The following is a 24,665-nucleotide window of genomic DNA, read 5'->3' on the forward strand; positions in this document are numbered from 1 at the left end:
GCAACATGAAGGGCATAGTCTTTACTGCATTAAATGACATGATTATAGACCAGTTTGGGATAGAAACCTGGGATCACCTGGTGACCCAAACGGATCTCCCTAGTGGCGGAAGTTATACCGCAGGTGGTACTTATGAAGATACTGAAATTCTCCAATTAATCCAAGCCTTAGCTCAAATGAAGAATTTGCAAATTCCTATTTTTTTAGAGTCATTTGGTAACTATATGTTCTTGGTGTTCTCGAATAAGTATCCCGTCTTTTTAAAAAAAGATCTGTCATTAAAAGAGTTTTTAAAAAGTGTTGATGGAACGATTCATGTTGAAGTGGAAAAACTAAATCCAGGTGAACAATTACCCTTTATTACCTATGAAGATCCTGCTTCAAACATACTTATTATGTTGTATCGTTCACCTAGGAAACTATGTCACTTTGCCATCGGCCTCATCAATGGGGCTGCCAAACATTATAGAAAAAACATTAAAATTAACCAGACACTCTGCATGCATCAACAAAGTGATCATTGTCGTTTGGAGATTGCCTTTGAATGACGAAAAAAAAGCGGCACTCTTTGAGCGCTCTTATTATCGGGAAAAGAAAGCTCGTGAAGAAGCAGAGCACTTGCTGGAAAAGGAGACCAGAGAACTTTATTTATTAAACCAGAATTTAGAAAAAAAGAATGCTGAACTTACAAAGACGCTAAAAGAATTAGAACTAGCTCAGGACGAATTAAGCAAATTAGCACATTATGATTTATTAACCAGTTTACCCAATCGGTTACAATTTGAACTGGATTTGAACCGTGAGATTGCAAGGTCAAAGAGATACAATCGGCATCTTGCTCTTTTAAGTATCGACCTGGACTATTTTAAAAATGTAAATGACCGATTGGGGCATGATGCAGGAGATTGCCTATTACGTGAGGTAGCCCAACGCCTCCACTCAAGTATTCGTGAAGAAGATTGCCTGGCTCGATTAGGAGGGGATGAGTTTTCAGTTATTTTGACGGAAATTAATAATCCTGAGCAGGCAGAGAGGGTTGCAAATACTATTATTCAACTTCTTGGTCATTCGTTTCTCATTAAGGGTAATTCGGTAGTCATTGGAGCAAGTATTGGAATTGCCTACTTTCCTGAAGCAGGGGATGATTCAATAACAATTCATAAAAATGCGGATATTGCTTTATACAATGCCAAAGCCTGTGGTCGTAATAATTGCCAATTTTTCACGCCATCTCTAAAAAAGCAATATTCAAAACGTTTGCGGATAGGGACAGCATTGCATCTTGCACTGGAGCGGCACGAATTTTTTCTCGTGTACCAACCTCGGTTTGATTTAAAAACAAATGCGATGGTTGGGATGGAGGTATTATTACGTTGGCAACATCCTAAAAAGGGTGTGATTTTGCCTGATGAATTCATCGCTGTTGCGGAAAAATTTGGCTTGATTATTCCGATTGGTGAATGGGTGTTACGAACAGCATTCAGACATTATGTGGATTGGCACAATAAATACGAACAATTCAACGCTACACTGGCAATTAATATTTCCCCCTATCAATTTCAACATAAAGAGTTTATTTCTTCTATTAAGCATCTGTTAGATGACTATAAAATACCTTCACATGTATTGGAACTTGAAATTACCAAAGCCACGGTGACTGATTTTTTGGGAACGATTGAAGAGACGTTAATTGGGCTTCGCGATATTGGGGTGAAACTTACTTTTGATAATTTTGGAACGGGTTATTCCTCATTATTTCATTTGAAAAAATCACCGGTGCATTCCATCAAACTGAAACAATCACAAGTTGATGATATTGGTTTGAGAAAAAAGGACAACTTAATTACTAAATCTACGATTGCATTAGCTAAAGAGCTGGGGTTGAATGTTGTCGTAGGTGGTGTAGAAACAGAAGCTCAACTCAATTTTCTACGGTCAAATCGTTGTCCAGAAGTACAGGGCTATTACAACAGTAAACCTTTAACAGTAGAGCAAATGACACAATTTATCGATGAAAGTAACTGATGTGCCTAGGCGAGTGGTATAGCAAGATCACATTTTGACAGAACCCTCCTTATTTTTAAAATTATCAATACGCCATCATCATACAGCCCTGCAATAAAAATCGAACACATACTCATTATTTTCCCTATATCCAGCGAGGGATGAGTGTTAGCTATCTGTTTCATGATCTGGCGGACAGTTAAGTGATCGCGATGCATGATCAGTAATACCGTGTAGCTTATTTGATTAAGCCTAATAAATTGAACCTTATCGTTGTCATCACAAAAAACAACCATTAAATGGTATGTATTGAATAGTACTTAATTAATGGATAAATATTGTTTCGATAAGCCGTCAGAATACACTTTTTTAAAGGATCGTTTATTTTGTATGGTGTTGTGCCATTCGCAAAATATCTCTGGCAGAGCCAAATCTGTTTGCTGGTTCCAACAAATAGGGATAAATTGCAGGTTTTATCTTCCATTTCTTGGCATCCTCCCTTATGACCACTCGCCGAATGCAAAATATTATTTATCTTGCTTGACCCTAGACTATAGTCCATGGTTTATGCTTTAGATAAGCACGAATGATTTTAAATTCTATGATAGGGGAGCTAACCATGGATAGTAAACAATTGGCACAAATTGATCCCGCATTGGGGTTGATAAAAGAATTTTCAAAAGTAAGCCTTGGTACAACTAAGGCCATTCAACAACTACGTCAACAGGTGATTTTTAAAGATGGAGCATTGCCTGCCAAAATCAAGGCGCTCATTGCCATGGTCTCTGGTATTAACGCACGTTGCGAGCCATGTTTGACCTATTACACCTTGCAAGCAAAAACATTAGGGGCAGATGAGATAGAGCTTGGTGAAGTATTGGCCGTGGTCACCACCATGGGGGGTTGTGTTGGTGAAATGTGGGCCTTAAAAGCCTACAAAGCATTTAAAGAACAAAATACCCTGCTTGATGCGTGTTATGAACACACTAAACTTTAAGAGGATGCCATCATGGTCTTGCTAACCATTGGACAGGTAGCTAAAAAGACTCAGGTTTCACTCGATACCATTCGATTGTATGAGCGTTACGGTTTGATCAAAGAGCCGCGACGCGCTGCCAATGGGTATCGGCAATACCCAGAAGACGTCATTGATTGTCTGAAATTTATTTCTCGGGCGAAACACATGGGGTTTACGCTTAAAGAAATCAAAGAATTATTAGTCATTCATCAAACATCGCAACACCGTTGTGGTGATGTGAAACAACGCACGCAAGACAAATTAAAGCAAGTCGCTGTGAAAATTGAGGAATTAAGACGATTGGAACACGCTTTGCAACAATTACTGAGCTCCTGTGGACAACATCAACCTAATGATCTATGTCCTCTTTTTATAACACTCGAACCGATGGAGGATCACCATGAAAAATCCACCATGGACCATTAGCGCTTTAGGTGGTGCCATCATAGGTGCCCTTACCGCTTCACTGTGTTGTATTGGGCCAGGGGTCCTTTTAGCCTTTGGCATCAGCGGTGCCTGGGTTAGTACATTCACTCAATTGGAATTTTTAAGGCCGATTGGCCTTGTCATTACGTTAGGTTTTTTAATGCTTGCTTTTTGGAAACTTTACCTGGAGGCCCCACAATCATGCTCCGCAGACAAACCTTGCGCTCTGCGTATTCAGCGATTTATTTTCTGGGTTATTACGTTGCTGTTGATTCTATTACTGGCTTTTCCCCGATACGCCTTTTTGTTCTATTAGCAAGGAAACTTTAATGTTTAATAAAATCATTATGATAACTCTCTATACCCACAATGACCTGTCCAGTCTGCCCTATTGCCCTTAAAAAATAGTGCCGGAGTTACTTAAGAGTCTATTAATTTCGAAGCTAAAATAGCTACTGTGGTTTTTAATTTTCACAAAGTGACAGTTTCTGATTTAACCATAGCTACTATAGATGCTGGATACTCAGTATAATCGTAACAAAATAAGTTTGGAGAAATACAACTTTGGTTGTAATTTCTAACGTTGTAATGAAGAAAGTATGGAAATTTTTATCAAGATATTAAAAGTAAATAAGGGAGTGTGACCCACATGAAACATATCAAATTGTTTAAAATAAAGAAAAAGAGCCTTTTAAAAGTTATCCTTATTGTTATTTTTTTCTTCATAGAAATAAACGCCTACGCAGGTATGGAATCCTTTCACATTAAATATCATAAAGATTCCAAAATAAAAAACGTCTCTTTATCCAATAGTGAGATATTAATAGAATTCCATCGCAATGGAAATTCACTGGGAAGACTTCTAACAAAAACTAATAATACTCAAAATATAGAAATAGATAACACCTATGGGGAACATTTAGTTATTCATGTTCTATTCATCAATAAAGATGGAAAAAGAATACGATGCTTTGGGGTATCCGCAGCTAAAACAAATACTATTGAAATCCAATGTGATAAAGTTATTCCGTTGAAAAAACTAGAGATGGATACTAAAAAAGCTACTGATTCAATGAAAATGAGTCAATAAGCCCGCTTCAGATTTTTGCTGCTCTACTTTTGGTCTCAAACAGAGAGCTCACTAAGCAAGAATAGTACCTCTCGATAACCAAACAGTTAAAAATACAAACCATTGACATAGAGAATCATGTAGCATGACACTATAGAGCACTCAATTATTAGGAAAAGAAACTAAAATGACCAATAAAATTCGCGGCAAAGTAAAATGGTTTAATGAAAGCAAGGGCTTTGGTTTTATTGAAAGTAGTGGCAAGGATTATTTTGTCCATTTCAGTGCCATACAAAGTAGCGGTTTTAAAACCCTTCCCGAAGGGGCGAATGTTCTATTTAAAGCAGGCAAAGGACAAAAAGGGCCGCAAGCAGAGGATGTTGAACTCATTAAATAATGAAACAACTAAATCAAGGAGGAAGGAAGGTGAATCAACGAGTTGCTTTAGTAACGGGTGGAACAGGTGGTATTGGTACCGCCATATGCCAAGAAATGCAAAAACTCAATTATCAAGTCATTGCTTGCTACTTTAAACAGGGCAATCATGAATTGGCAAGAGAATGGCAGAAAAAACAATCCATACAAGGATTTGATGTCGACATTGCCTACGCGGATAGTTCTTCTTTCAATGATTGTGAAAAACTAACAGATTTGGTGATTGAGAAGTACGGAAAAATTGACGTTTTAGTTAATAATGCAGGCGTTACCCATGATGCTACTTTGAAAAAGATGACATCGGAACAATGGCAAGAAGTCATGAATGCCAATTTAAATAGCGTTTTTAATATGACGAAAACCGTATTATCCAACATGTTGGATAATGGTTATGGGCGTATTATCACCATCTCCTCCGTTAATGGACGCAGAGGTCAATTTGGGCAATGTAATTATGCTGCCAGTAAATCAGCACTCTATGGATTCACCAAAAGTCTCGCGCAAGAAGTCGCAAAGAAAGGGATCACGGTGAATACGGTCTCCCCTGGTTATATTAAAACGGAGATGCTCGCCTCCATGAGAGATGATATTTTAGAAGCAATCGTTGCCCAAATTCCAGTTGGACGAATAGGGCAGCCTGAAGAAATTGCTCGCGTAGTTGCTTTTCTTGCTGATGAACAAAGTGGCTTTATCACGGGCGCTAACTTTGATATCAATGGTGGGCAATACATGTAATGACTAATAAACCAAGAATACTTTTAGAGAAAAATGATTCTTGGTTCATTAGCCCTTAATGTTGTAGCCGCCATCCACATAAAAAATCTGACCTGTGATGGAGGCGGCTTTATCGGATACCAGAAAAGAAGCTGTTTCACCAATGTCTTCTATTGTAACCAGCTGATGCAAGGGTGCTTCCTTGGCCGCCTTTTCCATCAGCTTATCAAAATCGGCTAACCCTGATGCCGCGCGAGTGCTTATTGGCCCTGGGGAAATGGCATTGACTCGAATCTTTTTACTGCCAAGCTCCATGGCGAGATAGCGTACTGAGGTTTCCAAAGCCGCTTTAACAGGCCCCATGAGATTGTAATTTTTGACCACTTTTTCAGCGCCATAATAACTCATGGTCATGATACTCCCTCCATTGACCATGAGGGGTTCAGCGGCTTTTGCCAACCGGATGAGCGAATGACAAGAAATATCCATCGCCATCATGAAGCCGTCTTTCGAGCAATCGATAACACGACCTTGTAAATCAGTTTTGGGTGCAAAGGCAATCGCATGGATGACAAAATCAAGACAACCCCAGCAGTCTTTTATTTTTTGAAATAGGGCATCCAATTGTGCCTTATCCGTCACGTCCAAAGGCATAACAATGGGAGATGACAGGTGTTCAGCCAAAGGCTGCACAGAACCCTTGGTTTTCTCGTTTTGATAGGTGATTGCCAATTCGCTGCCCGCTTCATGCAGTACTTTGGCACAACCCCAAGCAATGGAGTACTCATTGGCAATGCCAACAATCAATCCTTTTTTATTCTCCATCAGCTTTTATTCCCGTTTGACGCTCAAGAAGTGACATGGCATGAAGTGCCATCATGCGTTCTTCATTGGCTGCAACAACCCGTGTTTCAAAAGGCTTAAGAAATGTCACATGACGCAAGACAGTGCTTCGCACAAAGGCTGAGTTCTCACCAATACCACCTGTAAACACGATGGCATCCACCCCGCCTAGGGTTACTGCCATCATCCCCATGAATTGGGCAACTTTGAGACAGAAATATTCTAATGCAAATTGAGCCTTTGTATCCTTGCTGCCTTGCAAGACTTTAACATCATTGCTTAGACCCGATAAACCAAGAAGCCCTGATTCATTGTAAAGAAGAGACTCAATCTCATCGATAGACAAACCTAGGTGACGTATCATAAACGTCACAGCTCCGGCATCAAGGCTCCCACAACGAGTTCCCATGGGTAATCCATCCAGGGCTGTCATGCCCATCGTCGTATCAACACTTATTCCATGGTGTATGGCACACAAACTGGCTCCATTGCCAAGATGGGCCGCAATAAGCCGCCCCTCAGCCAATGACGGCTCATATCGCCGCAAGGTGTGAACAATCCATTCATACGATAATCCATGAAACCCATAGCGACGAACACCTTGCTCCCTTATCTTTTGTGGCAATGCATACTCGGTGAACAAAGCCTTATGATGGGTATGAAACGCTGTATCAAAACAAGCAATTTGAAGTACCTCTGGTTTCAGAGTACCGATGAACTCAATGGCTTTGAGATTATGGGGTTGGTGTAAAGGAGCCAATGGGGCTAATGCCCATAATTTCTGCATGACGTGTGGATTGATTAGCACACTGCTTTTAAAGAGGGTTCCACCATGAACAATGCGATGAGCCACTGCAGTCACCTGCCACTGCTCACTCCATTCCTCAATCCAGTCCCAAATACGGTGTAAAGCCTCTTCGTGCGAGCAATTATCAGAAAGTATTTTTTTGTCAGCCTGCTTATTCTCAGGGTTTAGCATGGTATCGGTGGCTATAAAGGAAGGTCTTCCGCCAATATCAGCCACCTTCCCTTGAACTAAAAGTTGCGGGTTTAATTGTCTTGAAAAAAGCTGAAATTTGACGCTGGAAGAGCCCACATTAATCACAAGGATACTGGCTGCTTTGATTGCAGTCATTTGATTCGTCCTTCCTTTCGAGCTGCCGCCAGTTTAACAGCCAGGGAGCAAGAGAAAAGCCGCGTTCGCAGTGAGTCTGCTCGGCTCACCAGAATGATGGGAACACGAGCACCCAAAACAATTCCGGCAGCATCCGCATGACCTAAAAAAGTTAATTGCTTGGCCAAAATATTCCCAGACTCGATTTCAGGAACCAAAAGAATATCTGGATCGCCTGCCACAGGGGAAATGATTCCTTTTTCTTCTGCGGCATCCTTGTTAATCGCATTATCAAACGCCAAGGGACCATCAAGAATGCCATCATTTATCTGTCCTCTGTCCGCCATTTTGCATAAAATAGAGGCATCAACCGTGGCTTGCATCTTAGGGTTGACGGTTTCGATGGCGGCAAGGATAGCTACTTTGGGTTTTTTATCTTCGCCAAACAATACTCGCCAAAGGTTAATGGCATTCTGGCAAATGTCGGCTTTCTCGGTGGCGCTAGGGGCAATATTAATCGCAGCATCGGTAATGATGAGTGGTTTGTGGTAAGAGGGGACGTCCATGACGTAGGCGTGACTCACGCGATGTTGCGTGCGTAAGCCTGAGGCAGTGGGTACAATAGCCCCCATTAATTCATGGGTACTTAATGAGCCTTTCATGAGGGCATCAATCGCTCCAGAAGATGCCAATTCGGCAGCCTTGCTTGCTGCGGCATCGCTGTGCTCCGCATCAATCATTTCCCACTGTGATAAATCAATCCCTGCCTCTTGAGCTGCAGTCTTCATTTTGACCAAAGGGCCAATTAAAATGGGAATAATGAGCCCTGCGTTTACCGCATCGTTCACTGCATCTATGATGTTGGCAGTGACTGGATGCACAATGGCCGTACGAATGGCGCTCATACAGCGACACGTTTTGATTATCGCTTCAAAGCGGTCGTGGTTATGAATTTCTATAGACGGTAAATGAGTCCGTGCAACCCGTACTTTTTTCGTTGGCGCAAGCACGGTTGCCAAGCCCTCGATGACCGTTTCTCCGTGCTGATTCACACCCTTGCAATTAAAAATCACGCGGGGCTTATTGGCTCCCTTATCCTTGACGATGATGGTGATGGTGAGCGTATCCCCTAAACGCACTGGCTTTTTAAATTGAATGTCCTGTTTAAGATAAATGGTGCCTGGACCAGGTATAACAGTACCAAGAAGTGTTGAAATCAGCGAGCCAGACCACATGCCATGACCCACAATACCATGAAAAATATCGCTTTGAGCAAACACCGGATCCATATGAGCAGGATTCACATCACCCGACATGGCGGCAAATAAATTGATGTCGTCTTGAGTGAGTGTTTTACTTAGACTCGCCTGACGACCCACCGTAAGCTCATCAAAAGTCACATTCTCAAGAAACTCCTTGTCCATCTTTTTTCCGTTTTATTTCTGCAGTACATAAGTACCTGGTGCAGCGGGTAGTGAGGTATTCATGACCCGTGGAGGGGTGCGTTTTTTAGTCGATTGCTGCACTAACCAATCATGCCATTCTTGCCACCAGGAGCCTTCGTGTTGTTTTGCGATCGCAAGCCAGCTCGCAGGGTTGAGATAAACATCCTCTTTCTTGTGCTCATGAACACGATAAGAGCGCCCAGGATGACCTGGTTCACTCACAATACCCGCATTATGTCCACCGCCGGTGAGGATGAAGGTAATGTCACCCTCCGTCATCAGGTGGATTTTATAAACAGATTGCCAAGGCGCTACGTGGTCTTTTTCAGTACTGACTGCAAAAACGGGCAACTGAATATTTTCAGCAGCCACTGGTTTTCCTTCCACGGTATAACGACCTTCTGCAAAATCATTGTTTAAGAACAATTGTTCAAGGTATTCACTGTGCATTTTATAAGGCATTCGGGTGGCATCCGCATTCCAAGCGGTTAAATCAATCATCCCACGCCGCATCCCGTGCATATAGTCCTGAACCATTTTGGACCAAATCAAATCGTAGGCACGCAACATTTGAAAGGAGCCGGCCATTTGTTTGGTATCAAGATACCCTTGTTCTCCCATCATGTTTTTAAGGAAAGCCACTTGGCTTTCAGTAACAAAGAGCATTAATTCCCCTGCCTCAGTAAAATCTCCTTGGGCTGCAAGAAGGGTGAGGTTATTTAATCGTTCATCCTTATCTCTTCTCATCGCGGCCGCCGTAATCAGGGCTAGCGTGCCACCTAAACAATAGCCCATTAAGTTAATTTTTGTTTGGGGCAGAATGGTTGATACTGCATCAATAGCAGCCATTGCTCCTTGGCGATAATAGTCATCCATTCCTAAATCACGATCTTCTTTGTCGGGGTTACGCCAGGAAATGATGAATACGGTATGCCCTTGGCTTACGAGCCATTTCACCAAGGAATTATGAGGCGATAAATCCAAAATATAATATTTCATAATCCAGGCGGGTAAAATGAGTATCGGCTCTTTATACACTGTCTTGGTTTGGGGTTCATATTGAATGAGCTCAATTAAATGATTTTGAAACACCACGCGCCCTGGGGTAATCGCCACTTGTTTGCCGGGAATAAAATGTTCAGAGCCCGTAGGTGGTGCGCCTGTTAGCTTTTCTAACCAGTCTTCACATGCAATTTGACTGCCCTGAATGAGATTCAATCCACCAGTGCGCGAGGCTTCATGAAACAAATCAGGGTTAGACCAAACACAATTGGAAGGCGACAGGGCGTCAAGGAATTGCCGTGCCCAGAATGAAACGGTACGCTCCACCTGGCTGGATAATCCGGGCACGCGGGTTGTGGCGCGTCGCCACCAATCCTCTACCTGCAAAAATCCTTCTGCATAAAGACGCCAAGGCATAGGCTGCCAACTGTCTTTTTTAAAACGTACGTCTTTACCACCGGCAGCACGCTCGACACAAATGATATTATTCATGCAATCATTAGCATGAAAGACAGGATAAAAGGCCAGTTCCCATAATACTTCTGGGGATTGTGCTAATTGCCAAAGCCATGTGGAATAGGAAGAGCCTAGCGCTGCAGGACTTATCCCCGCCGTCAACTTGGCAAGGTTTGCTTGAAATAACTGACCGAAAAAAGCAAAGAAATTATCTGAAACGTCCACATCACTGGGTATACAACAAGAATCTAAACCTTCTGGAGATTCTTCCTGCTGGGTTAATAGAATGTTCTTGGGACAGCATTCCTTTTCTAGTCCGTTCATCACCGATATTCCTAAGTATTAAGCTATAGAATCAATAAAATATAGTAAATCATAGCATAAAATTTAACCTGCCATTCCATTTTCAAAGAGTTCTAACCCCATTTTATTACCAAAAAGATGTTTTATGGCGTTCAATATCCATTGTACGGATTAAATTCAAAATTATATTAAATCTAATTTATTGTCATAAAACCTTTCGGAAGTACACATCAAGCCCTCAAAGATAAGCGCTCTTTTTATTAATTATTCTATAACTCTTAAGGTGCAGCATAATATGCTTTACAACACGTTATATTAGTCATTTTTCATTTCAGGAGTATTGACGAAATACCTAGAGTAAGCTCATCTTTTTTTCAAAAAGTGACCATGATTAGCAGCGCGTGTTTTTAATAGTGCTATGATAATAATGAGTTATAAAATAATAATACAGGTTGTTATTATATTGATTCAATACTCACCTCATTTCATTGCAAGGAGCATTGATATGCAACCTATCAGACTATTTAAAGTAGTTATTGGGGTAGTGATATTATTAAGCTCAACCCTGCTGTTTACCTCGTGTGCTTCATCAACAAAAGCCACTAATTCATATGCTGTTTCTCCTGCTTATGAAGGACACAATACTGGAGGAATTGGCTGGCATTAAGCTTTGATAGTTTTATTGGATTTTCGATGCCTTTCAAAGCCTATTCTGCTTCAAAATGAGCTGCTTGGTAGGTGAAAAAATATTAGTGCCTTCTAGGATGAGCAACCCAAACGCGCCCAACAGATGCTTTACTGTGTTTGTCGCTGTTCTTATTATCATTACTTTTAGACTCATTGGTTGTCGTTGTCATAGAAGTGCATGCAGAAATAGCAAAAAATGTAAAAAGTATCATTAAAAAAGTCATTTTTTCTAGCCTGGTTAAACTAGTCACTTTTGCATCCCTAAAATTAAAGTTATTTATTATAAATAAGAATTTCTATTAGTGATTAAATCTTTTATTTCTTCTTAGCTATTTTGTGCGATAAGAGCATTGAAGTCCAATGGTGTCGAGTAACCACTCCTCATTGTTTTCTAAGTCACTTAAGTGTTCTTTGTGCTAAGCTATATATTAATTGTTGCGGCAAACGAGACGGTATTTCATGGACGAACACAATTTAAAGCGAGGGGAAGAGGCTATCTCCAAAGAGCAAAAGCCCTCATTGACTGAAGTATTTTCTCAATCTTACCCACTGTGGAATGATTTGTTTCATTACCAAATTGATTATTGGCAACGAAGCGTCCTATTTTTCGACACACTACGTCAGCGGGCCAATGACATGATGGAACATGAACAACAAGGGATGCCACCGCCTCTGCGCTTTAGGTATGAGCTGGTGCTGGATGGCAGAACCTTGGAGCCCAAAACGAATTATGCGCTACTTAAAATTCTTGAAATTGATGATGTGTGTTTTGAAAAGTGTTTCGACCCCAATAAACCACCGGTCATTATTGTTGATCCAAGGGCAGGTCACGGACCAGGGATTGGCGGAATGAAACGGGATTCTGAAATAGGAATTGCGCTACATCGGGGTCATGCCGTTTATTTTGTCATGTTCTACCCTCAACCCATTCCGCATCAAACATTGGCTGATGTATTGGCAACAATGAAGCAATTTGTTGCACAAGTGAAAACCTGGCATCAAGACCAACCACCCATTCTTTATGGCAATTGCCAGGCGGGCTGGATGTTGGCGTTACTGGCTTCTGATTGCGCAGGCTTGGTGGGCCCACTCGTAATGAATGGCTCTCCCATTTCTTATTGGTCCAGTGGCGAAGAAGAAGTAAATCCCATGCAATTGCTCGGCGGGCTTTTAGGCGGTGTGTGGCTTACTCGTTTCATTACTGATTTGAACGATGGAATCCTTGATGGGGCATGGCTTGTACAAAATTTTGAACTGTTAAACCCCACTACCGCCATTTGGGATAAATACCATCATCTCTTTGATGCAGTTGACACGGAGCGTGAGCGCTTTTTAGATTTTGAACATTGGTGGAATGGATTTTATCACTTCAGTACAGAGGAAATAACAGCAACGGTTGAGAATCTTTTTATTGGTAATAAACTGGAGCGAGGTGAAATTGCTATTCATCATGATTGTGTTTATGATTTAAAGCGCATCCATAACCCTATTGTGATTTTTGCCTCGCAAGGTGATGAAATTACACCACCTTATCAAGCCCTGCATTGGTTAAGAAGAATCTATCCAACGACAAATGATTTAAAAAAAGCCAAGCAACGCATTATTTATCTTTTGCATCCTACCATCGGTCATTTAGGCATTTTCGTTTCAGCCAAAGTGGTTCGCTTTGAACACCGTGCCATTTTGGAACATTGCGCGGCCATTGAGACGTTACCACCCGGTTTATATGAAATGATAATCACCAACCCAACAGGCAATCCAGATTGCAGCAAGGAACAATATGAGGTTTACTTTAAAGAACGTGATCTCGCAGAACTGTGTTCCAGCAATCCCATCGAACCCTTCGAGAGGGTGCGCAAACTGTCTGAGGCAAACGACACTTATTATCGCGCTCTTTGTCAACCTTGGATTCAGGCAATCAGCAATCCTCTCCTGACATTCTGGCTAGAGAAAACGCACCCCATGCGTCTGAGTCGCTATGTCTTTTCTGAAAAAATAAATCCAACCATGCGGCTCATTTTATTGTTAGCAAAAGCAGTCGAAGCGAATCGTCAGAGGCTAGAAGGAACTAATTTATTTAAAAACAATGAACAGCTGTTTTGTGAGATGATTCGCTCGTCATTGGAGGCAGTGAGGAATGAGCGAAATAACCTCATGAAACATTTATTTGAATCCCTTTTTGGTGGAGATAACAAGGATAAAGGATGATGAACACAGAACATGACCAACACCAACAGACCAAAAAATCCGGGCTTCCTTCTGCGCGTGGATTTATCCTAATTCTCATTTTCGTGATTATCGGTTATTACCTTTTCACAGAACACAGAGCCCATGTGATCGGTTTTTTGGCGGCTTTTCCCTGGTGGATACTGTTGTTTTTATTATGCCCTTTAATGCATCTTTTTCATGGTGGGCATGGGGGACATAGCAATCACAAAACGCAACATGACAAAAAAGATAACAACCTGGATTCGAATGAAAAGGATAGATGATGGAACATTCTAATGCTTATGGTCTTTGGCTTCTAGTGATGATTAACTCAGCCATTTTTATTCTCTTTGCCCTCAGTTTTACTCAACTCAAATCCAAACGTGATTGGAAGAGCCTTGGCGCCTTTTCTGCCTTTGTCATCGCTTATTTTACGGAAATGTATGGATTTCCTTTAACCATTTACTTATTATCCGGATGGCTTTCTAACCATTACCCTGGCATTAATCTCTATGGCCACGATTCTGGTCATCTACTGCATACGCTATTAGGGCTGAAAGGTGATCCGCATTTTGACTTATTTCATATCTTAAGTAACGTATTCATCTTTGGCGGTCTTTACCTCATTTATTCGGGGTGGAGTACTCTTTATGCGGCGCAAAAAACCAATCAACTCGCCATCACAGGACTTTATGCCTACGTTCGGCATCCGCAATACGATGGGTTCATTCTAGTGATGATTGGATTTTTATTGCAATGGCCAACGCTTATTACCTTAATCATGTTTCCCATCCTTGTTTACGTCTACGTACGTCTTGCTCACCGAGAAGAACAAGAAACGCAAGCGGTGTTTGGGGAACCCTATCAACGTTATGCGGCAAAAACACCCGCATTTATCCCCCATCTTTTTTACAAACGCCAAAGAAAAGGAGATCTGCCATGATGTTTCTATTTCACACAGCTATGACGCTGGGCTTAATTGCTTTTTCATTAGGTGTAAGTCTCATTATCTGGGGGCTACGCAATCAAGGAGCTGGCGTACAATTGGCAAGAGTACTAGGATCTTTAGTCGCTATTATTGCTGTGATTAGCATGCTATGCAGTAGTTATTATGTCATTAAATATTGGCATGAGGGTTACTTTGAATCACCTGCTGCTGTGGAGAAGGTTCGTAGATAAAAACCAGAAGGTTGTTTTATTAGGCAGGTAGCCTAATAAAACAACGGAAAACAAAAAGACACATCACATTACCAGGTACTTAATCAATGGGTAGTCGAAGAGTCTTTATAATTGGCACGAATTTGCGTTAACACCTGTTGCAATTTTTGCCAATTGGTTTCAGTACCTTTTTTATCATTGGCATCACCGGTTTTATCAAGTCGCTTTGCTAATTGCTCAGTATACCCGACGTTTTGCTGAAGATTCTTTAATTGTTCTTCGGACAAGTTTTTACTTAAACCAGGTAGTGCTTTGACTAAGTCCCGAATCGCAAACGCATGGTGATGAATGGTATCCAACTGATTGTTGGCAATCGCTTTATTAATTGCTGCAACATGTTGGTCAATCGCTTCCCAAATGGCTGGAATGGTGGTTGGGATGGATTGAGCCTGCTCATCCTGGTTGGTTGCTGCATGCAAAGGGGATAATAAAGCCAATAAAACCACCAACACGGAAAATAAATCCACTGCTTTCTTACTAATACATTCCATTATTCGACTCATCATGACTCTCCTTGAGGGTTTTGGTTTTCCTTTAAATACAAACGCTGTTCACGCCATGCTTCGATGGCATTATAAACCGTTGGTACCACAAACATATTTAAAAACGTTGAGGTAAATAACCCTCCGAGCAATACTTGTGCCAAAGGACGCTCCAATTCCTTACCAGCAGGAGAACCCCATAACAGGGGGACTAAGCCAAGGGCGGCTGTGGCTGCTGTCATTAACACGGGCACCAAGCGGTCAAGGGTTCCTTGAATGACCACTTGTTCACGGGTTTGTCCTTGGGTGCGCAATTGATTGTAGTGGCTCACTAAAATAATTCCATTACGTGCTGCAATGCCAAATAAGGTGATAAAACCAATCATGGCCGCCACACTCATGTCACCACTGGCAAGAAACAAAGAAACCACCCCACCAATCAAAGCCAGTGGCAAGTTGAACATCACGAGTAGTGCTTCACGGAACGTGCCAAAGGCTTTGTGAAGCAGAATCAACATAATGAAAATAGCAAGCCCACCAAACACAATAATCACGCGTGAGGCTTGTTGTTGACTTTCAAATTGACCGCCGTATTGAATGAAATAACCGCTCGGCAAGGAGACCTTTTCCTTAACCCGTTGTTGCACTTCTTGAATCACGCTGCCTAAATCCCTCTCTTGCACATTAAAGGCAATCACTAAGACGCGCTGCACGTTTTCTCGATTAATCGCAAAAGGCTGAGGCTCTAAGCGAATATCAGCCACAGCACGCAAAGGAATTTTGGTTTCCTGATTTGCCACTCCATGAGCATCAATGAGCATGTTTTGAATGGCCTTAATGCTGTCTCGCCCTGTTTCATTCATGCGCAAATACAAATCGAACGTTCGCTGGCCTTCGAGAATACTCGATACCGTCATCCCATTGAGAAGGACTTGCACGTCCTCAGAAATTTGCCCCACATTAACCCCATAACGAGCCGCTTTCTCCCGATCAATGGTAATGATTAACTGAGGCACATTGATTTGCTGCTCTTTGTTAACATCCACTATTCCTGGAATGGTTTTCAAAATCGCTTCGACCGACTGACCCAGTTCGTTAAGGGTAGCAAGATTATCGCCAAAGAGCTTTACCGCCACTTGCGCTCTGACGCCTGATAGCACTTCATCCATGCGATGGGCAATAAATTGCCCTACATTAAACAGTGCTCCTGGGATATTTGCCAAATCCGCGCGAATGCGTTGCAACAATTCATCAGGGGACATGGTTTTGTCTTTGTCAAAATTCAAGCGCACATCAAACTCACTCACATTAGGTGGTAGTGCGTCTTCATCCAATTCACTGCGTCCTGCCCGTTGGGCAATGGAGATAACTTGCGGGTACTTCAGCAAAGTTTTACTGACTTGATTGCCTAGCCGCATGGACTCATCCAATGAAGTTCCAGGCAACGTGCTCATCACAATAATAAAATTACCCTCATGAAATTCAGGTAAGAAAGAAGTCCCAAAAAAAGGAAGCAAGGCCAAGGCGAAAAGAAAGGCACCGATTGCCATGATCACGACTGTTCTACAATGGGCCAGAGACCAATTTAACCCAGTTAAAAAATGTTTTTTTAACCAAATCACAAAACGAGTTTCCGCTTGAGCGTGTTGGGCCGCTTCTTCTTCCGTCAAATGATAACGTTCCTCTTGAGATAACGCATGCATCACTACTTTAGTATCCTGCTGTTTTTCAGTTTTTCGTACTAAAAGAAGATAACAAAGAGCTGGCACCATAGTAATAGAGACCACAAGAGAACCTAATACTGAGGCGATATAAGCAATCGCTAAAGGGCTAAAAATTCGCTCAGGAATACCTGACAAAAAGAAAATAGGCAGAAACACCAAGCTAATAATAATGGTCGCATAGACCACTGAACTTCTAATTTCCAAAACCGCATCAAAAACAATTTCAATCGCAGGCAAGGGCTTCTCTGCCAAACGATTAATCCTTAAACGATGCACCACATTTTCAACGGTGATGATGCCATCGTCCACCACCTCACCAATGGCAATTGCCATTCCTCCTAACGTCATAGAGTTAATGCCAAAACCAAAATAGTGAAGTACTAGAATACCCACAATAAAAGAAACCGGCATGGAGAGAAAGGTAATGAAGGAAGCTCGCCAGTTCATTAAAAAGAGAAACAATATAGCAATCACAATGATGCCCCCTTCAATAAGGGCTTTGGTCAAATTGTGAATAGCTGATTCAATGAAATTGGCTTGGCGAAACACATCGGTGATTAATTCAACATCTGCTGGCAAGGATTTTTTGATATCGGCTAATGCGTGTTCCACTTTTTGTGTCGTGGTAACCGTATCGGCACCATAGATTTTAGAAACGGTACCAATCACGGCATTTTCTGCATTATAGGCCCCATCCCCTCGTTTGATTTCGCCACCAAAAGCGACGGTGGCTACGTTGTTCACAGTAATAGGAACCCCGTTACGAACTATAATGAGCGTTTTTTTAATGTCATCCAGCGTTTTAATACGCCCAATGGTGCTCACAACGAATTCAGTACCGGCCTGATGGACAAACGCACCAGGCACATTTTGATTCCCTGTTGCTAATGCCTGACGTACCTCTTCAACCGTGATGCCATAGGCCAACATGCGTTTAGGGTCAAGCCGCACCTGATATTGCTTCACTTCCCCGCCTAGAGACACCACAGAAGCGACGCCACCAAGAGCCAAAAGGCGCGGACGGATGGTCCAGTCTGAAAGTGTTCGCAAGGTTTCAGGACTTGCAGTGCGGCTAATGAGCGCATATTTAAGCAACCATCCAACCGCTGAGGTGACGGGTAACATCAATGGGGATGAGACACCCGGAGGAAGGCGGTTGACTACTTGTTGAATCCGCTCATTAACCAATTGGCGATTGCGATAGATATCCGTTTTATCATCAAATACCACCGTAATCGTTGATAGTCCGACGGAGGTTTTTGAACGAACGCTGGCTACTCCTGGCGTTCCATTGATGGCACTTTCTAAGGGATAGGTCACCAAGGTTTCCACATCCTGGGTGGCCATGCCAGGCACTTGGGTTTGTACCACCACTTGCGGTGGAGCAAATTCAGGAAAAACATCCACGGGCATTTGTTTTAAGGTATAGCCACCCAGTAAGCAAAGGATAATCGTTAGAGCCAAAATCAAGGGGCGATTATGTAAAGACCAGGCAATGAGGCGAGTAAACATTATTGAGGCTCCCCACTACCTGATTGAAATTTACTGCTCCCTGTGAGCCAGAGTGTATAAAGCTCGCGATTACCTTGAGTCACAACGAGGTCACCGGGCACCAAGCCGTCTGTAATTTCTGAGTAGTCATCGTCCACAGCACCTACTTTAACGTCCACCCGTTCATACGCATCCCCACTTTGCACAAAAACAAATTGTTCATTATCCGCTTGTAAAAGGGCGGCATTAGGCACCGCAAGTGCCGCTTCATTGTGACTTAAAATGACATTAGCACGCACAAACATGCCCGGTTTGAGTAGTCCTTCCTCATTATCTAAAGTAATTCGTAGGTTCACTGTGCGAGTTAACGGGTCAAGATTGGGTTCAATTAAAGTGACTTTGCCTGGAAAAACCTGCTTTGGGTAACTCAAAGCATGAATATTGACTTCCTGTCCTACCCTAACCTTGCCTAAATCTTCTTCATAAACCTGGGCAATGACGAACAGTTTATCGCGGTTGCTGATGTGAAAAAGAACCGTATTCGGTTCAACGGCTTGGCCTAAATTGATGTTTCTCGCATCAATGATGCCGGCAATGGGGGCTGTGACCGCCACACTGGGTGGGGGATTACCTACTAATCTTGATTGCACAGTAGCTAAGCGTTGTCCTGACTTGACACCATCGCCTAAATTCACATCAATGGCTGTCACGCTCCCACTAATCCGAATACTGACATCCGCCTGCGCATCGGGTAAGAGTTGAATTTGGCCATTCAAACCCAGCATTTGCGCCATGGGACGATTGGTTGCTTTTGCGACTTTGATTTCGAGCATTTTGGTTTGTTGAGGCGTCAAATGAACAGGACCTTTGGCTCCTCCTTCACTCACTTCGATTTCTTCTCCATGGGCAAACACTCCCTGAGCATGGATGAGGAGACCAAGAAAAACACTGGTTACTAAAAGAGCTCTAATTCGCTGTTGTAATGCCATCATCATAACCATTCCTTTGATAAGCTAAGTAAGGACAAAATCCTTGTGTAGAACCAGGGCCAATGGCCGTACATAAAGCCACATATACTTGTAAATACTTTTCTAAAGTCGTGAGATAAGTCATTTGCAAATCATTTTGTTGTTTTTGTACTTGCAACACATTCAAAAGCGAAATTTGTCCGTTTTCATAAGAGTCACGCGCCAGTTTCACGCTTTCAACGCCTATTTTTAGAGATACGCTTTGCGTTTCTCTAAGGCTCATCCTAAGTGCTTTCAATTGGGCATAGTTACTCGCTATTTCTGTTTTAATGCTTAAATTCAAGGCGCGTAACGCCATCATCGCCTGAGTTCCCGTGCGACTTGCCTCTAAAATTCGTCCCTGATTCTGATTTAAAAGAGGAAGTGGAACAGAAAGCGTAACGCCTAAAGTACGATCGGCGGGTTGGGGTGGTCCCTCTTCCACCACAATTTTATCTTGTTGGACACCAAGCCCTACTGTCCAATCAGCAAAGCGCTCCGCTTTGGCCAAGCGGCGATCGGCAATGGCGCGGTTAATTGATAGAGCAATGGATTGGAGGTCAGGACGATTATTAAGCGCCAGCTCTTTTAGAATGGGGAGATTAGGGAATTTTTGCCCTGTATTTAGGTCAGCCTTAAGAGATAAAGGAGAATTCGCATCTCGGCCCATCAATTGGTTCAGTGTGGCCATTTGACTGATGCGAAGGCTATGTAATAAATGCTTTTCTTGAACAATGCGCAGATACTCAATGCGAGCTGCATTCTCATCCAACTTTGAAATTTCAGCGGCATGATAACGATTATGGATGACGTTCACTAATTCTTTGTTGATTCTTAATAAATAATTCAATTGTTGCAGGCGACGCTCCGTAATCACCGCGGCATAAAACGCATTCGCCACTTTGGCACTGAGTTGACGCTCGGCCTCCCTAATTTCAGCCATGGCTTTCATGACATCGAGGCGTGCGACTGTCTTTTGTTTTGCAATACGTCCGGAAATAGGGAATGCTTGACTAAAACCAGCACTGCGCGAATACTCTCCTTCATTATTAAATAAGCGATCGTCGTTGTTTGAGAGATTAACGCTTGGATTGGGCCAAAGACCGGCTTGGATCAGTCGGGCCTTTGCAATAGCTACATTATAACGAGCCGCTTTTAAATCCTTGTTATTCGCTCGAGCAATTTGGGTTATTTCCTGAAGGGTCAATGTCTTTCCTGCTATTGCCGAATAGGAGCACAACAGGAGGAGCACTATCCAACAAGAACACTGCCAAGCACGATAATGTTTCATGACCAGGAAGACTCAAAATGAATTATAAATTCGTCTTACATCGGTAAGCACGACCCACCATCCCATGATCCGCCACAAAATCATTTTTGGGATTGCCTTCATAAGTTTGTTTATGTTCGGTAACCCGAAGTGTATTCGCTCCTAAAAGAGCTGCTTTATTTCTTAAGATATTGAGTTCATCCTGAATCAAATGCTCATGGGATTGATAAGATTGGCTCATCCCATTGCGATCATAAGCACTCACGTCACCTAAAAAAGTGCAATTTTTTGTGGGCTTTCCTGACTGTACAATGGTTACTTTTTCACCTTCAGGAGTTAACTTAGCATTATAAGAACAACCAACAAGGACTACGGGAACCATGAATAGGAGTGTGCGTTTTTTTAGAAAATGTGTCATGAATCAATACCTTTTTTTGTTATTCTATGCTCTCAGTATCTCTTATCCAATATGATTAAACAAGGCATGACATCAAGAAGAAAAAAGGGACTCATTTGAGTCAATGAACCGTTATTAAGAGACTGGGTTTTTGTTGGCTTTTACTCCTTATGGGGTAATCTGATTTCCACTAAAATTGATTGCATTATTTTTTGACGTAATCATGGAATTATAGACACAAACCGAACCATTCATTTTTCTTTGCTTTGCCGCATAACAGGCCAAATCGGCTTCTTTAATCACGGCATTCACTGAAGCCGAGTGGTGATTCATCTGGGTAATGCCAATGGAGCAACCCAGATTAAGCTCAGATAGAGTACCTTCTTTTAGAGATTTTTTCGTCACCGTAATAAGATTCTCAGCAATCTTTTTTGCCTCATCTATGGAAGTGTTCTCCATCAAGACAATAAATTCGTCCCCACCATAACGAGCCACTACATCATCCCTTCGCAAGCGCTGCCTTAGGAGTCCACCAAACATGTGTAACGTGGTGTCACCTACCCCATGACCATAGCGATCATTAACCGTCTTAAATCGGTCCATATCAATAAAGAGAACAATAACAGAGCCTCCATTCATCTTGATTTGTTGAAATCGTGTGTTCATCATCTCAAAAAGATACTCCCTATTATTGCAGCCTGTCAGCGAATCATAGGTTGCGTGATGCCGTAATACTTCATAGCGATTTTTAAAATCATCCATCAACTCCATTTTTTGAATGGTATTGGTTATAAGACGGCAAGATGAATAGATATAGGTAGCACCTAATAAAAGCACGCTGGCATAAAAATTATTAAGACAGTGGGGATCGACTAATAGACCGTAAAAAATGCTGGCTGAATAACTGAGAATAAAAACTGCAATAAAGGCAAGATAACTTAACCACTGCCTGCGATAATGATTTGTTTTTTGAAGTAACTTATTGATTAAATAGGCTCCACTGATAAGAAGGATAATACCTAACACGATCATTACGACTGGGAACACCATGATTTTGCCTTAAAAACAGCCTGATTGATTCATTTTAGTATAGATTCTGTCTCTTGATTTGTCAGGAACATTTAAGGGCACACATAAAAAAACAGCAAAAATTAATAAAATTGTCTACAATTGAATAGCGGCCTGTCATTACTCGGCCATCGCGACACTATTCATCGTTTAAGGGAGAAAACCATGAAGGTTAGATTATTATTAATTCCAGCCCTATTATCATTTGGCCTTATCAGTTCATTGGTACAGGCAGCCGACACAGAAAATAAACAAACGACGGCGACGTTTAAAACACAGGATGGAAAGACGATAGAGTGTTTGATGGCTCCAGAGGTCGGTAAGGACATGAAGACGGGTGACATGATGGAAATGATGAGCATGCATAGCATGCAGGGAAGCCACATGAAAGGATGCCATATGCAAGGAAACCAGATGAAAGGATGCCCTATGAAGGCGATGTTTAAAACACAGGATGGAAAGACGATAGAGTGTTTGGTGACCCCAGAGGTCGGTAAGGAAATGAAGGCGGGTGAAAAGATGGAAATGATGGGTATGGGTATGCAGAACATGAAAGGAGATACTATGGAAGGAAGTGGCATGGAAGAAGACCATCAGTAATTTGAGGGTAGAGGTAGGGTGGACGGTTTGTTTGGGCATGGAGTTTGCAGGGAAAATCAATTTGGACCTGCAAACTTAAATAAAAAATAACAGTTGTATTGTCAGGCGATCTGGTCTAAAAAATCATGCCAAGAGAGTCCACCACTACACAAATCCTTGTTAATCCTCTCATCTCAGGTGAAAGCCTGGGTCTGTAAATAATTTTGTGTAATTAGTCATAGTATATAATCTGCCTATTTTTCCGATAGGCATTTCTAAAGAGAAAAACTATGACACAAGATATTGATATGCCTGTGTATGTTCCTCTCTTGCTACCTTCCTTCGCTAAACATATGGTTTAAAAACAGCACAAATTATTGCTGTGCTTAGAACCTCAAATGAGCATGATTCATGTCGTACTAAAATAATGTCGTTGTGTCCCTTGGGCCTCGACGGCTTCGCCATAACGATTTAGGGCGTGTATATAGGCCGCTGTGCGCATATCAATTTTATTCTTTTCCATTATTTGATAGACTTTTAAAAACTCAGGTACCATAATATCATGTAACCGTTGCTGTACTTGTTCACCACTCCAGTAATATCCCGTTTTATTCTGTACCCATTCAAAATAACTGACAGCAACCCCTCCCGCATTAGCTAACACATCGGGTACTACTAAAATATTTTTATTTTTTAAAATAGGTTCCGCATCCAGCATTGTTGGGCCGTTGGCAATTTCTACAATCACAGGTGATTTTATTTTTGCTGCATTATCTTTGGTAATCTGGTTTTCTAATGCGGCAGGGATGAGTAAATCAACATCCAATTCCAGAAGTTCTTCATTTGAAATTTTGTCAGCGTCAACTAGTTCACATTCACATACTGATCTGGTGCAATAGACTGCTTGAATATTCTTAGTGCTGTTTTTTGTATGAACCAACTTAGGAATATCAAGTCCTTTTGCTCGATATATACCTCCTTGAGAATCACTTACTGCTACTATTTTATAACCTGCCTCATAAAGAAAGAGAGCGATGTGCTGTCCTGCGTTTCCAAAACCTTGAATTGCTACACGAATGTTCTGGGGTTTCCAATTTTTTTTCTTAGCTAACTCATTAATGCAATAAAAAGCACCACGACCAGTCGCATCTTCTCGTCCATAACTGCCACTTAAAGCAATGGGCTTCCCGGTGATAACAGCAGGACTGTATTCTTGTTTAAGTTTAGAGTATTCATCCATCATCCAGCCCATAATCATGGCATTTGTATAAACATCGGGTGCCATAATGTCTGTGTTAGGCCCAACAAAACTGGCAAAATGCTCTAAATAAGTCCGGCTTAAACGCTCCAATTCCAATTTGGAAAGTTGTTTTGGATCAACTACAATTCCACCTTTCGCACCACCAAAAGGAATGCCGATTACCGCGCATTTAATTGTCATCCAAAACGACAGAGCCTTTATTTCTTCGAGAGTAACGAGAGGATGAAAACGAATACCTCCTTTAGTTGGGCCGCGGGTATTGTCATGATGAACTCGATAGGAGGAATATATCGCTAAACTGCCATCATCTTTTCGAAGAGGTAAAGACATTTGAATGATTGCTTTAGGATACTTTAATCTCTTGATAGCTTCTGGATCAATTTCTGCATACTGAAAGGCATCATCTAATCGTGCTAATGCATCCGTAAAAATGTTATCCATGAA

Annotated in this window: 26 protein-coding genes; 14 read left to right on the forward strand and 12 right to left on the reverse strand. The window is 41.8% G+C overall.

Annotated features, from left to right (window positions below):
* The first annotated feature begins 5 nt into the window (after positions 1-5).
* Complete coding sequence (locus tag Lqua_RS01645) at positions 6-548, forward strand: heme NO-binding domain-containing protein (RefSeq protein WP_058472581.1); 543 nt, start codon at positions 6-8, stop codon at positions 546-548.
* Positions 541-2,025 carry a putative bifunctional diguanylate cyclase/phosphodiesterase gene (locus Lqua_RS01650; protein ID WP_172459558.1) on the forward strand — a complete coding sequence of 495 codons (1,485 nt, stop codon included), beginning with the start codon at positions 541-543 and terminating at the stop codon, positions 2,023-2,025. The genes Lqua_RS01645 and Lqua_RS01650 overlap by 8 nt, the downstream gene beginning before the upstream one ends.
* Before the next feature lie 5 nt (positions 2,026-2,030).
* Here the strand turns inward: Lqua_RS01650 and Lqua_RS18990 are convergent, their stop codons facing one another.
* A complete protein-coding gene (locus Lqua_RS18990; protein WP_058472583.1) occupies positions 2,031-2,300 on the reverse strand; it encodes an HvfC family peptide modification chaperone in 270 nt (89 codons plus the stop codon).
* A 323-nt stretch (positions 2,301-2,623) separates the two neighbouring features.
* Here Lqua_RS18990 and Lqua_RS01665 point away from each other — a divergent pair, with 323 nt between their 5' ends.
* From Lqua_RS01665 to phbB, 6 genes are all read left to right on the forward strand, one after another.
* On the forward strand, positions 2,624-3,001 hold the full coding sequence (locus tag Lqua_RS01665; protein WP_058472585.1) for a carboxymuconolactone decarboxylase family protein: 378 nt from the start codon (positions 2,624-2,626) through the stop codon (positions 2,999-3,001).
* 12 nt (positions 3,002-3,013) lie between these two features.
* The gene (locus Lqua_RS01670; protein ID WP_058472586.1) at positions 3,014-3,448 is read left to right on the forward strand and encodes a heavy metal-responsive transcriptional regulator; all 435 of its coding nucleotides are present in this window, start codon (positions 3,014-3,016) and stop codon (positions 3,446-3,448) included.
* A complete protein-coding gene (locus Lqua_RS01675) occupies positions 3,423-3,764 on the forward strand; it encodes a mercuric transporter MerT family protein (RefSeq protein WP_058472587.1) in 342 nt (113 codons plus the stop codon). The genes Lqua_RS01670 and Lqua_RS01675 overlap by 26 nt, the downstream gene beginning before the upstream one ends.
* 333 nt (positions 3,765-4,097) lie before the next feature.
* On the forward strand, positions 4,098-4,538 hold the full coding sequence (locus Lqua_RS01680) for a hypothetical protein (RefSeq protein WP_058472588.1): 441 nt from the start codon (positions 4,098-4,100) through the stop codon (positions 4,536-4,538).
* Between the two features lie 166 nt (positions 4,539-4,704).
* Positions 4,705-4,914, forward strand: coding sequence for a cold-shock protein (locus Lqua_RS01685; RefSeq protein WP_058472589.1), 210 nt, complete (start codon positions 4,705-4,707; stop codon positions 4,912-4,914).
* A gap of 29 nt (positions 4,915-4,943) precedes the next feature.
* Entirely contained in the window at positions 4,944-5,687 is a 744-nt protein-coding gene (gene phbB / locus Lqua_RS01690) for an acetoacetyl-CoA reductase (RefSeq protein WP_058472695.1), read from the forward strand.
* A gap of 48 nt (positions 5,688-5,735) precedes the next feature.
* Here phbB and fabI read toward each other — a convergent pair whose 3' ends face one another.
* From fabI to Lqua_RS01710, 4 genes are read right to left on the reverse strand one after another with little or no spacing between them, the layout of a single operon-like run.
* Positions 5,736-6,491: an enoyl-ACP reductase FabI gene (gene fabI, locus Lqua_RS01695; RefSeq protein WP_058472590.1), complete on the reverse strand. Its 756-nt coding sequence runs from the start codon at positions 6,489-6,491 to the stop codon at positions 5,736-5,738.
* Positions 6,481-7,644, reverse strand: a complete 1,164-nt coding sequence (locus tag Lqua_RS01700) for an acetate/propionate family kinase (protein WP_083501225.1) — start codon at positions 7,642-7,644, stop codon at positions 6,481-6,483. Before Lqua_RS01700 ends, fabI begins: the two co-directional genes overlap by 11 nt.
* A complete protein-coding gene (locus Lqua_RS01705; RefSeq protein WP_058472591.1) occupies positions 7,641-9,047 on the reverse strand; it encodes a bifunctional enoyl-CoA hydratase/phosphate acetyltransferase in 1,407 nt (468 codons plus the stop codon). The genes Lqua_RS01700 and Lqua_RS01705 overlap by 4 nt, the downstream gene beginning before the upstream one ends.
* 12 nt (positions 9,048-9,059) lie before the next feature.
* Positions 9,060-10,850 carry a PHA/PHB synthase family protein gene (locus tag Lqua_RS01710; protein WP_058472592.1) on the reverse strand — a complete coding sequence of 597 codons (1,791 nt, stop codon included), beginning with the start codon at positions 10,848-10,850 and terminating at the stop codon, positions 9,060-9,062.
* A gap of 484 nt (positions 10,851-11,334) precedes the next feature.
* On the opposite strand from Lqua_RS01710, the gene Lqua_RS18420 reads away from it, so the two are divergent.
* The 5 genes from Lqua_RS18420 (at position 11,335) to Lqua_RS01730 (ending at position 14,903) form a co-directional block, all read left to right on the forward strand.
* Positions 11,335-11,496 (forward strand): hypothetical protein, encoded by a 162-nt coding sequence (locus tag Lqua_RS18420; protein ID WP_165483193.1) that lies wholly within the window; start codon positions 11,335-11,337, stop codon positions 11,494-11,496.
* A 479-nt stretch (positions 11,497-11,975) separates the two neighbouring features.
* Positions 11,976-13,724, forward strand: a complete 1,749-nt coding sequence (locus tag Lqua_RS01715) for a DUF3141 domain-containing protein (protein WP_115148858.1) — start codon at positions 11,976-11,978, stop codon at positions 13,722-13,724.
* Complete coding sequence (locus tag Lqua_RS01720; RefSeq protein WP_238585509.1) at positions 13,721-14,008, forward strand: DUF2933 domain-containing protein; 288 nt, start codon at positions 13,721-13,723, stop codon at positions 14,006-14,008. Before Lqua_RS01715 ends, Lqua_RS01720 begins: the two co-directional genes overlap by 4 nt.
* Entirely contained in the window at positions 14,008-14,667 is a 660-nt protein-coding gene (locus tag Lqua_RS01725) for a methyltransferase family protein (protein ID WP_058472593.1), read from the forward strand. The genes Lqua_RS01720 and Lqua_RS01725 overlap by 1 nt, the downstream gene beginning before the upstream one ends.
* Entirely contained in the window at positions 14,664-14,903 is a 240-nt protein-coding gene (locus tag Lqua_RS01730; protein WP_058472594.1) for a hypothetical protein, read from the forward strand. Before Lqua_RS01725 ends, Lqua_RS01730 begins: the two co-directional genes overlap by 4 nt.
* Before the next feature lie 83 nt (positions 14,904-14,986).
* Here the strand turns inward: Lqua_RS01730 and Lqua_RS01735 are convergent, their stop codons facing one another.
* The 6 genes from Lqua_RS01735 to Lqua_RS01760 form a co-directional block, all read right to left on the reverse strand.
* Positions 14,987-15,445, reverse strand: coding sequence for a hypothetical protein (locus Lqua_RS01735; protein ID WP_058472595.1), 459 nt, complete (start codon positions 15,443-15,445; stop codon positions 14,987-14,989).
* Positions 15,445-18,660 carry an efflux RND transporter permease subunit gene (locus Lqua_RS01740; RefSeq protein ID WP_058472596.1) on the reverse strand — a complete coding sequence of 1,072 codons (3,216 nt, stop codon included), beginning with the start codon at positions 18,658-18,660 and terminating at the stop codon, positions 15,445-15,447. Before Lqua_RS01740 ends, Lqua_RS01735 begins: the two co-directional genes overlap by 1 nt.
* A complete protein-coding gene (locus Lqua_RS01745; RefSeq protein ID WP_058472699.1) occupies positions 18,660-19,628 on the reverse strand; it encodes an efflux RND transporter periplasmic adaptor subunit in 969 nt (322 codons plus the stop codon). The genes Lqua_RS01740 and Lqua_RS01745 overlap by 1 nt, the downstream gene beginning before the upstream one ends.
* Positions 19,606-20,937, reverse strand: a complete 1,332-nt coding sequence (locus tag Lqua_RS01750; protein WP_058472597.1) for a TolC family protein — start codon at positions 20,935-20,937, stop codon at positions 19,606-19,608. The genes Lqua_RS01745 and Lqua_RS01750 overlap by 23 nt, the downstream gene beginning before the upstream one ends.
* Positions 20,938-20,959: 22 nt before the next feature.
* On the reverse strand, positions 20,960-21,334 hold the full coding sequence (locus Lqua_RS01755) for a DUF4156 domain-containing protein (protein ID WP_058472598.1): 375 nt from the start codon (positions 21,332-21,334) through the stop codon (positions 20,960-20,962).
* Between the two features lie 147 nt (positions 21,335-21,481).
* Positions 21,482-22,363 carry a GGDEF domain-containing protein gene (locus tag Lqua_RS01760; RefSeq protein ID WP_058472599.1) on the reverse strand — a complete coding sequence of 294 codons (882 nt, stop codon included), beginning with the start codon at positions 22,361-22,363 and terminating at the stop codon, positions 21,482-21,484.
* 183 nt (positions 22,364-22,546) lie between these two features.
* Between Lqua_RS01760 and Lqua_RS01765 the strand changes: the two genes are divergently transcribed.
* Positions 22,547-22,981 carry a hypothetical protein gene (locus Lqua_RS01765; protein WP_058472600.1) on the forward strand — a complete coding sequence of 145 codons (435 nt, stop codon included), beginning with the start codon at positions 22,547-22,549 and terminating at the stop codon, positions 22,979-22,981.
* A gap of 388 nt (positions 22,982-23,369) precedes the next feature.
* Here Lqua_RS01765 and Lqua_RS01770 read toward each other — a convergent pair whose 3' ends face one another.
* Positions 23,370-24,662, reverse strand: a complete 1,293-nt coding sequence (locus Lqua_RS01770) for a Glu/Leu/Phe/Val family dehydrogenase (RefSeq protein ID WP_058472601.1) — start codon at positions 24,660-24,662, stop codon at positions 23,370-23,372.
* Positions 24,663-24,665: the final 3 nt, after the last annotated feature.

It is taken from the genome of Legionella quateirensis (genome assembly GCF_001467955.1).
Taxonomy (GTDB): domain Bacteria; phylum Pseudomonadota; class Gammaproteobacteria; order Legionellales; family Legionellaceae; genus Legionella; species Legionella quateirensis.

Excerpts from the sequence above, each read along its gene's own strand:
- Lqua_RS01645 (WP_058472581.1), top strand. The coding sequence starts at position 6 with ATGAAGGGCATAGTCTTTACTGCATTAAATGACATGATTATAGACCAG.
- Lqua_RS18990 (WP_058472583.1), bottom strand. The coding sequence starts at position 2,300 with ATGGTTGTTTTTTGTGATGACAACGATAAGGTTCAATTTATTAGGCTT.
- Lqua_RS01665 (WP_058472585.1), top strand. The coding sequence starts at position 2,624 with ATGGATAGTAAACAATTGGCACAAATTGATCCCGCATTGGGGTTGATA.
- Lqua_RS01670 (WP_058472586.1), top strand. The coding sequence starts at position 3,014 with ATGGTCTTGCTAACCATTGGACAGGTAGCTAAAAAGACTCAGGTTTCA.
- Lqua_RS01675 (WP_058472587.1), top strand. The coding sequence starts at position 3,423 with ATGAAAAATCCACCATGGACCATTAGCGCTTTAGGTGGTGCCATCATA.
- Lqua_RS01680 (WP_058472588.1), top strand. The coding sequence starts at position 4,098 with ATGAAACATATCAAATTGTTTAAAATAAAGAAAAAGAGCCTTTTAAAA.
- Lqua_RS01685 (WP_058472589.1), top strand. The coding sequence starts at position 4,705 with ATGACCAATAAAATTCGCGGCAAAGTAAAATGGTTTAATGAAAGCAAG.
- fabI (WP_058472590.1), bottom strand. The coding sequence starts at position 6,491 with ATGGAGAATAAAAAAGGATTGATTGTTGGCATTGCCAATGAGTACTCC.
- Lqua_RS01700 (WP_083501225.1), bottom strand. The coding sequence starts at position 7,644 with ATGACTGCAATCAAAGCAGCCAGTATCCTTGTGATTAATGTGGGCTCT.
- Lqua_RS01705 (WP_058472591.1), bottom strand. The coding sequence starts at position 9,047 with ATGGACAAGGAGTTTCTTGAGAATGTGACTTTTGATGAGCTTACGGTG.
- Lqua_RS01710 (WP_058472592.1), bottom strand. The coding sequence starts at position 10,850 with ATGAACGGACTAGAAAAGGAATGCTGTCCCAAGAACATTCTATTAACC.
- Lqua_RS18420 (WP_165483193.1), top strand. The coding sequence starts at position 11,335 with ATGCAACCTATCAGACTATTTAAAGTAGTTATTGGGGTAGTGATATTA.
- Lqua_RS01715 (WP_115148858.1), top strand. The coding sequence starts at position 11,976 with ATGGACGAACACAATTTAAAGCGAGGGGAAGAGGCTATCTCCAAAGAG.
- Lqua_RS01720 (WP_238585509.1), top strand. The coding sequence starts at position 13,721 with ATGATGAACACAGAACATGACCAACACCAACAGACCAAAAAATCCGGG.
- Lqua_RS01725 (WP_058472593.1), top strand. The coding sequence starts at position 14,008 with ATGGAACATTCTAATGCTTATGGTCTTTGGCTTCTAGTGATGATTAAC.
- Lqua_RS01730 (WP_058472594.1), top strand. The coding sequence starts at position 14,664 with ATGATGTTTCTATTTCACACAGCTATGACGCTGGGCTTAATTGCTTTT.
- Lqua_RS01735 (WP_058472595.1), bottom strand. The coding sequence starts at position 15,445 with ATGAGTCGAATAATGGAATGTATTAGTAAGAAAGCAGTGGATTTATTT.
- Lqua_RS01740 (WP_058472596.1), bottom strand. The coding sequence starts at position 18,660 with ATGTTTACTCGCCTCATTGCCTGGTCTTTACATAATCGCCCCTTGATT.
- Lqua_RS01745 (WP_058472699.1), bottom strand. The coding sequence starts at position 19,628 with ATGGCATTACAACAGCGAATTAGAGCTCTTTTAGTAACCAGTGTTTTT.
- Lqua_RS01750 (WP_058472597.1), bottom strand. The coding sequence starts at position 20,937 with ATGAAACATTATCGTGCTTGGCAGTGTTCTTGTTGGATAGTGCTCCTC.
- Lqua_RS01755 (WP_058472598.1), bottom strand. The coding sequence starts at position 21,334 with ATGACACATTTTCTAAAAAAACGCACACTCCTATTCATGGTTCCCGTA.
- Lqua_RS01760 (WP_058472599.1), bottom strand. The coding sequence starts at position 22,363 with ATGGTGTTCCCAGTCGTAATGATCGTGTTAGGTATTATCCTTCTTATC.
- Lqua_RS01765 (WP_058472600.1), top strand. The coding sequence starts at position 22,547 with ATGAAGGTTAGATTATTATTAATTCCAGCCCTATTATCATTTGGCCTT.
- Lqua_RS01770 (WP_058472601.1), bottom strand. The coding sequence starts at position 24,662 with ATGGATAACATTTTTACGGATGCATTAGCACGATTAGATGATGCCTTT.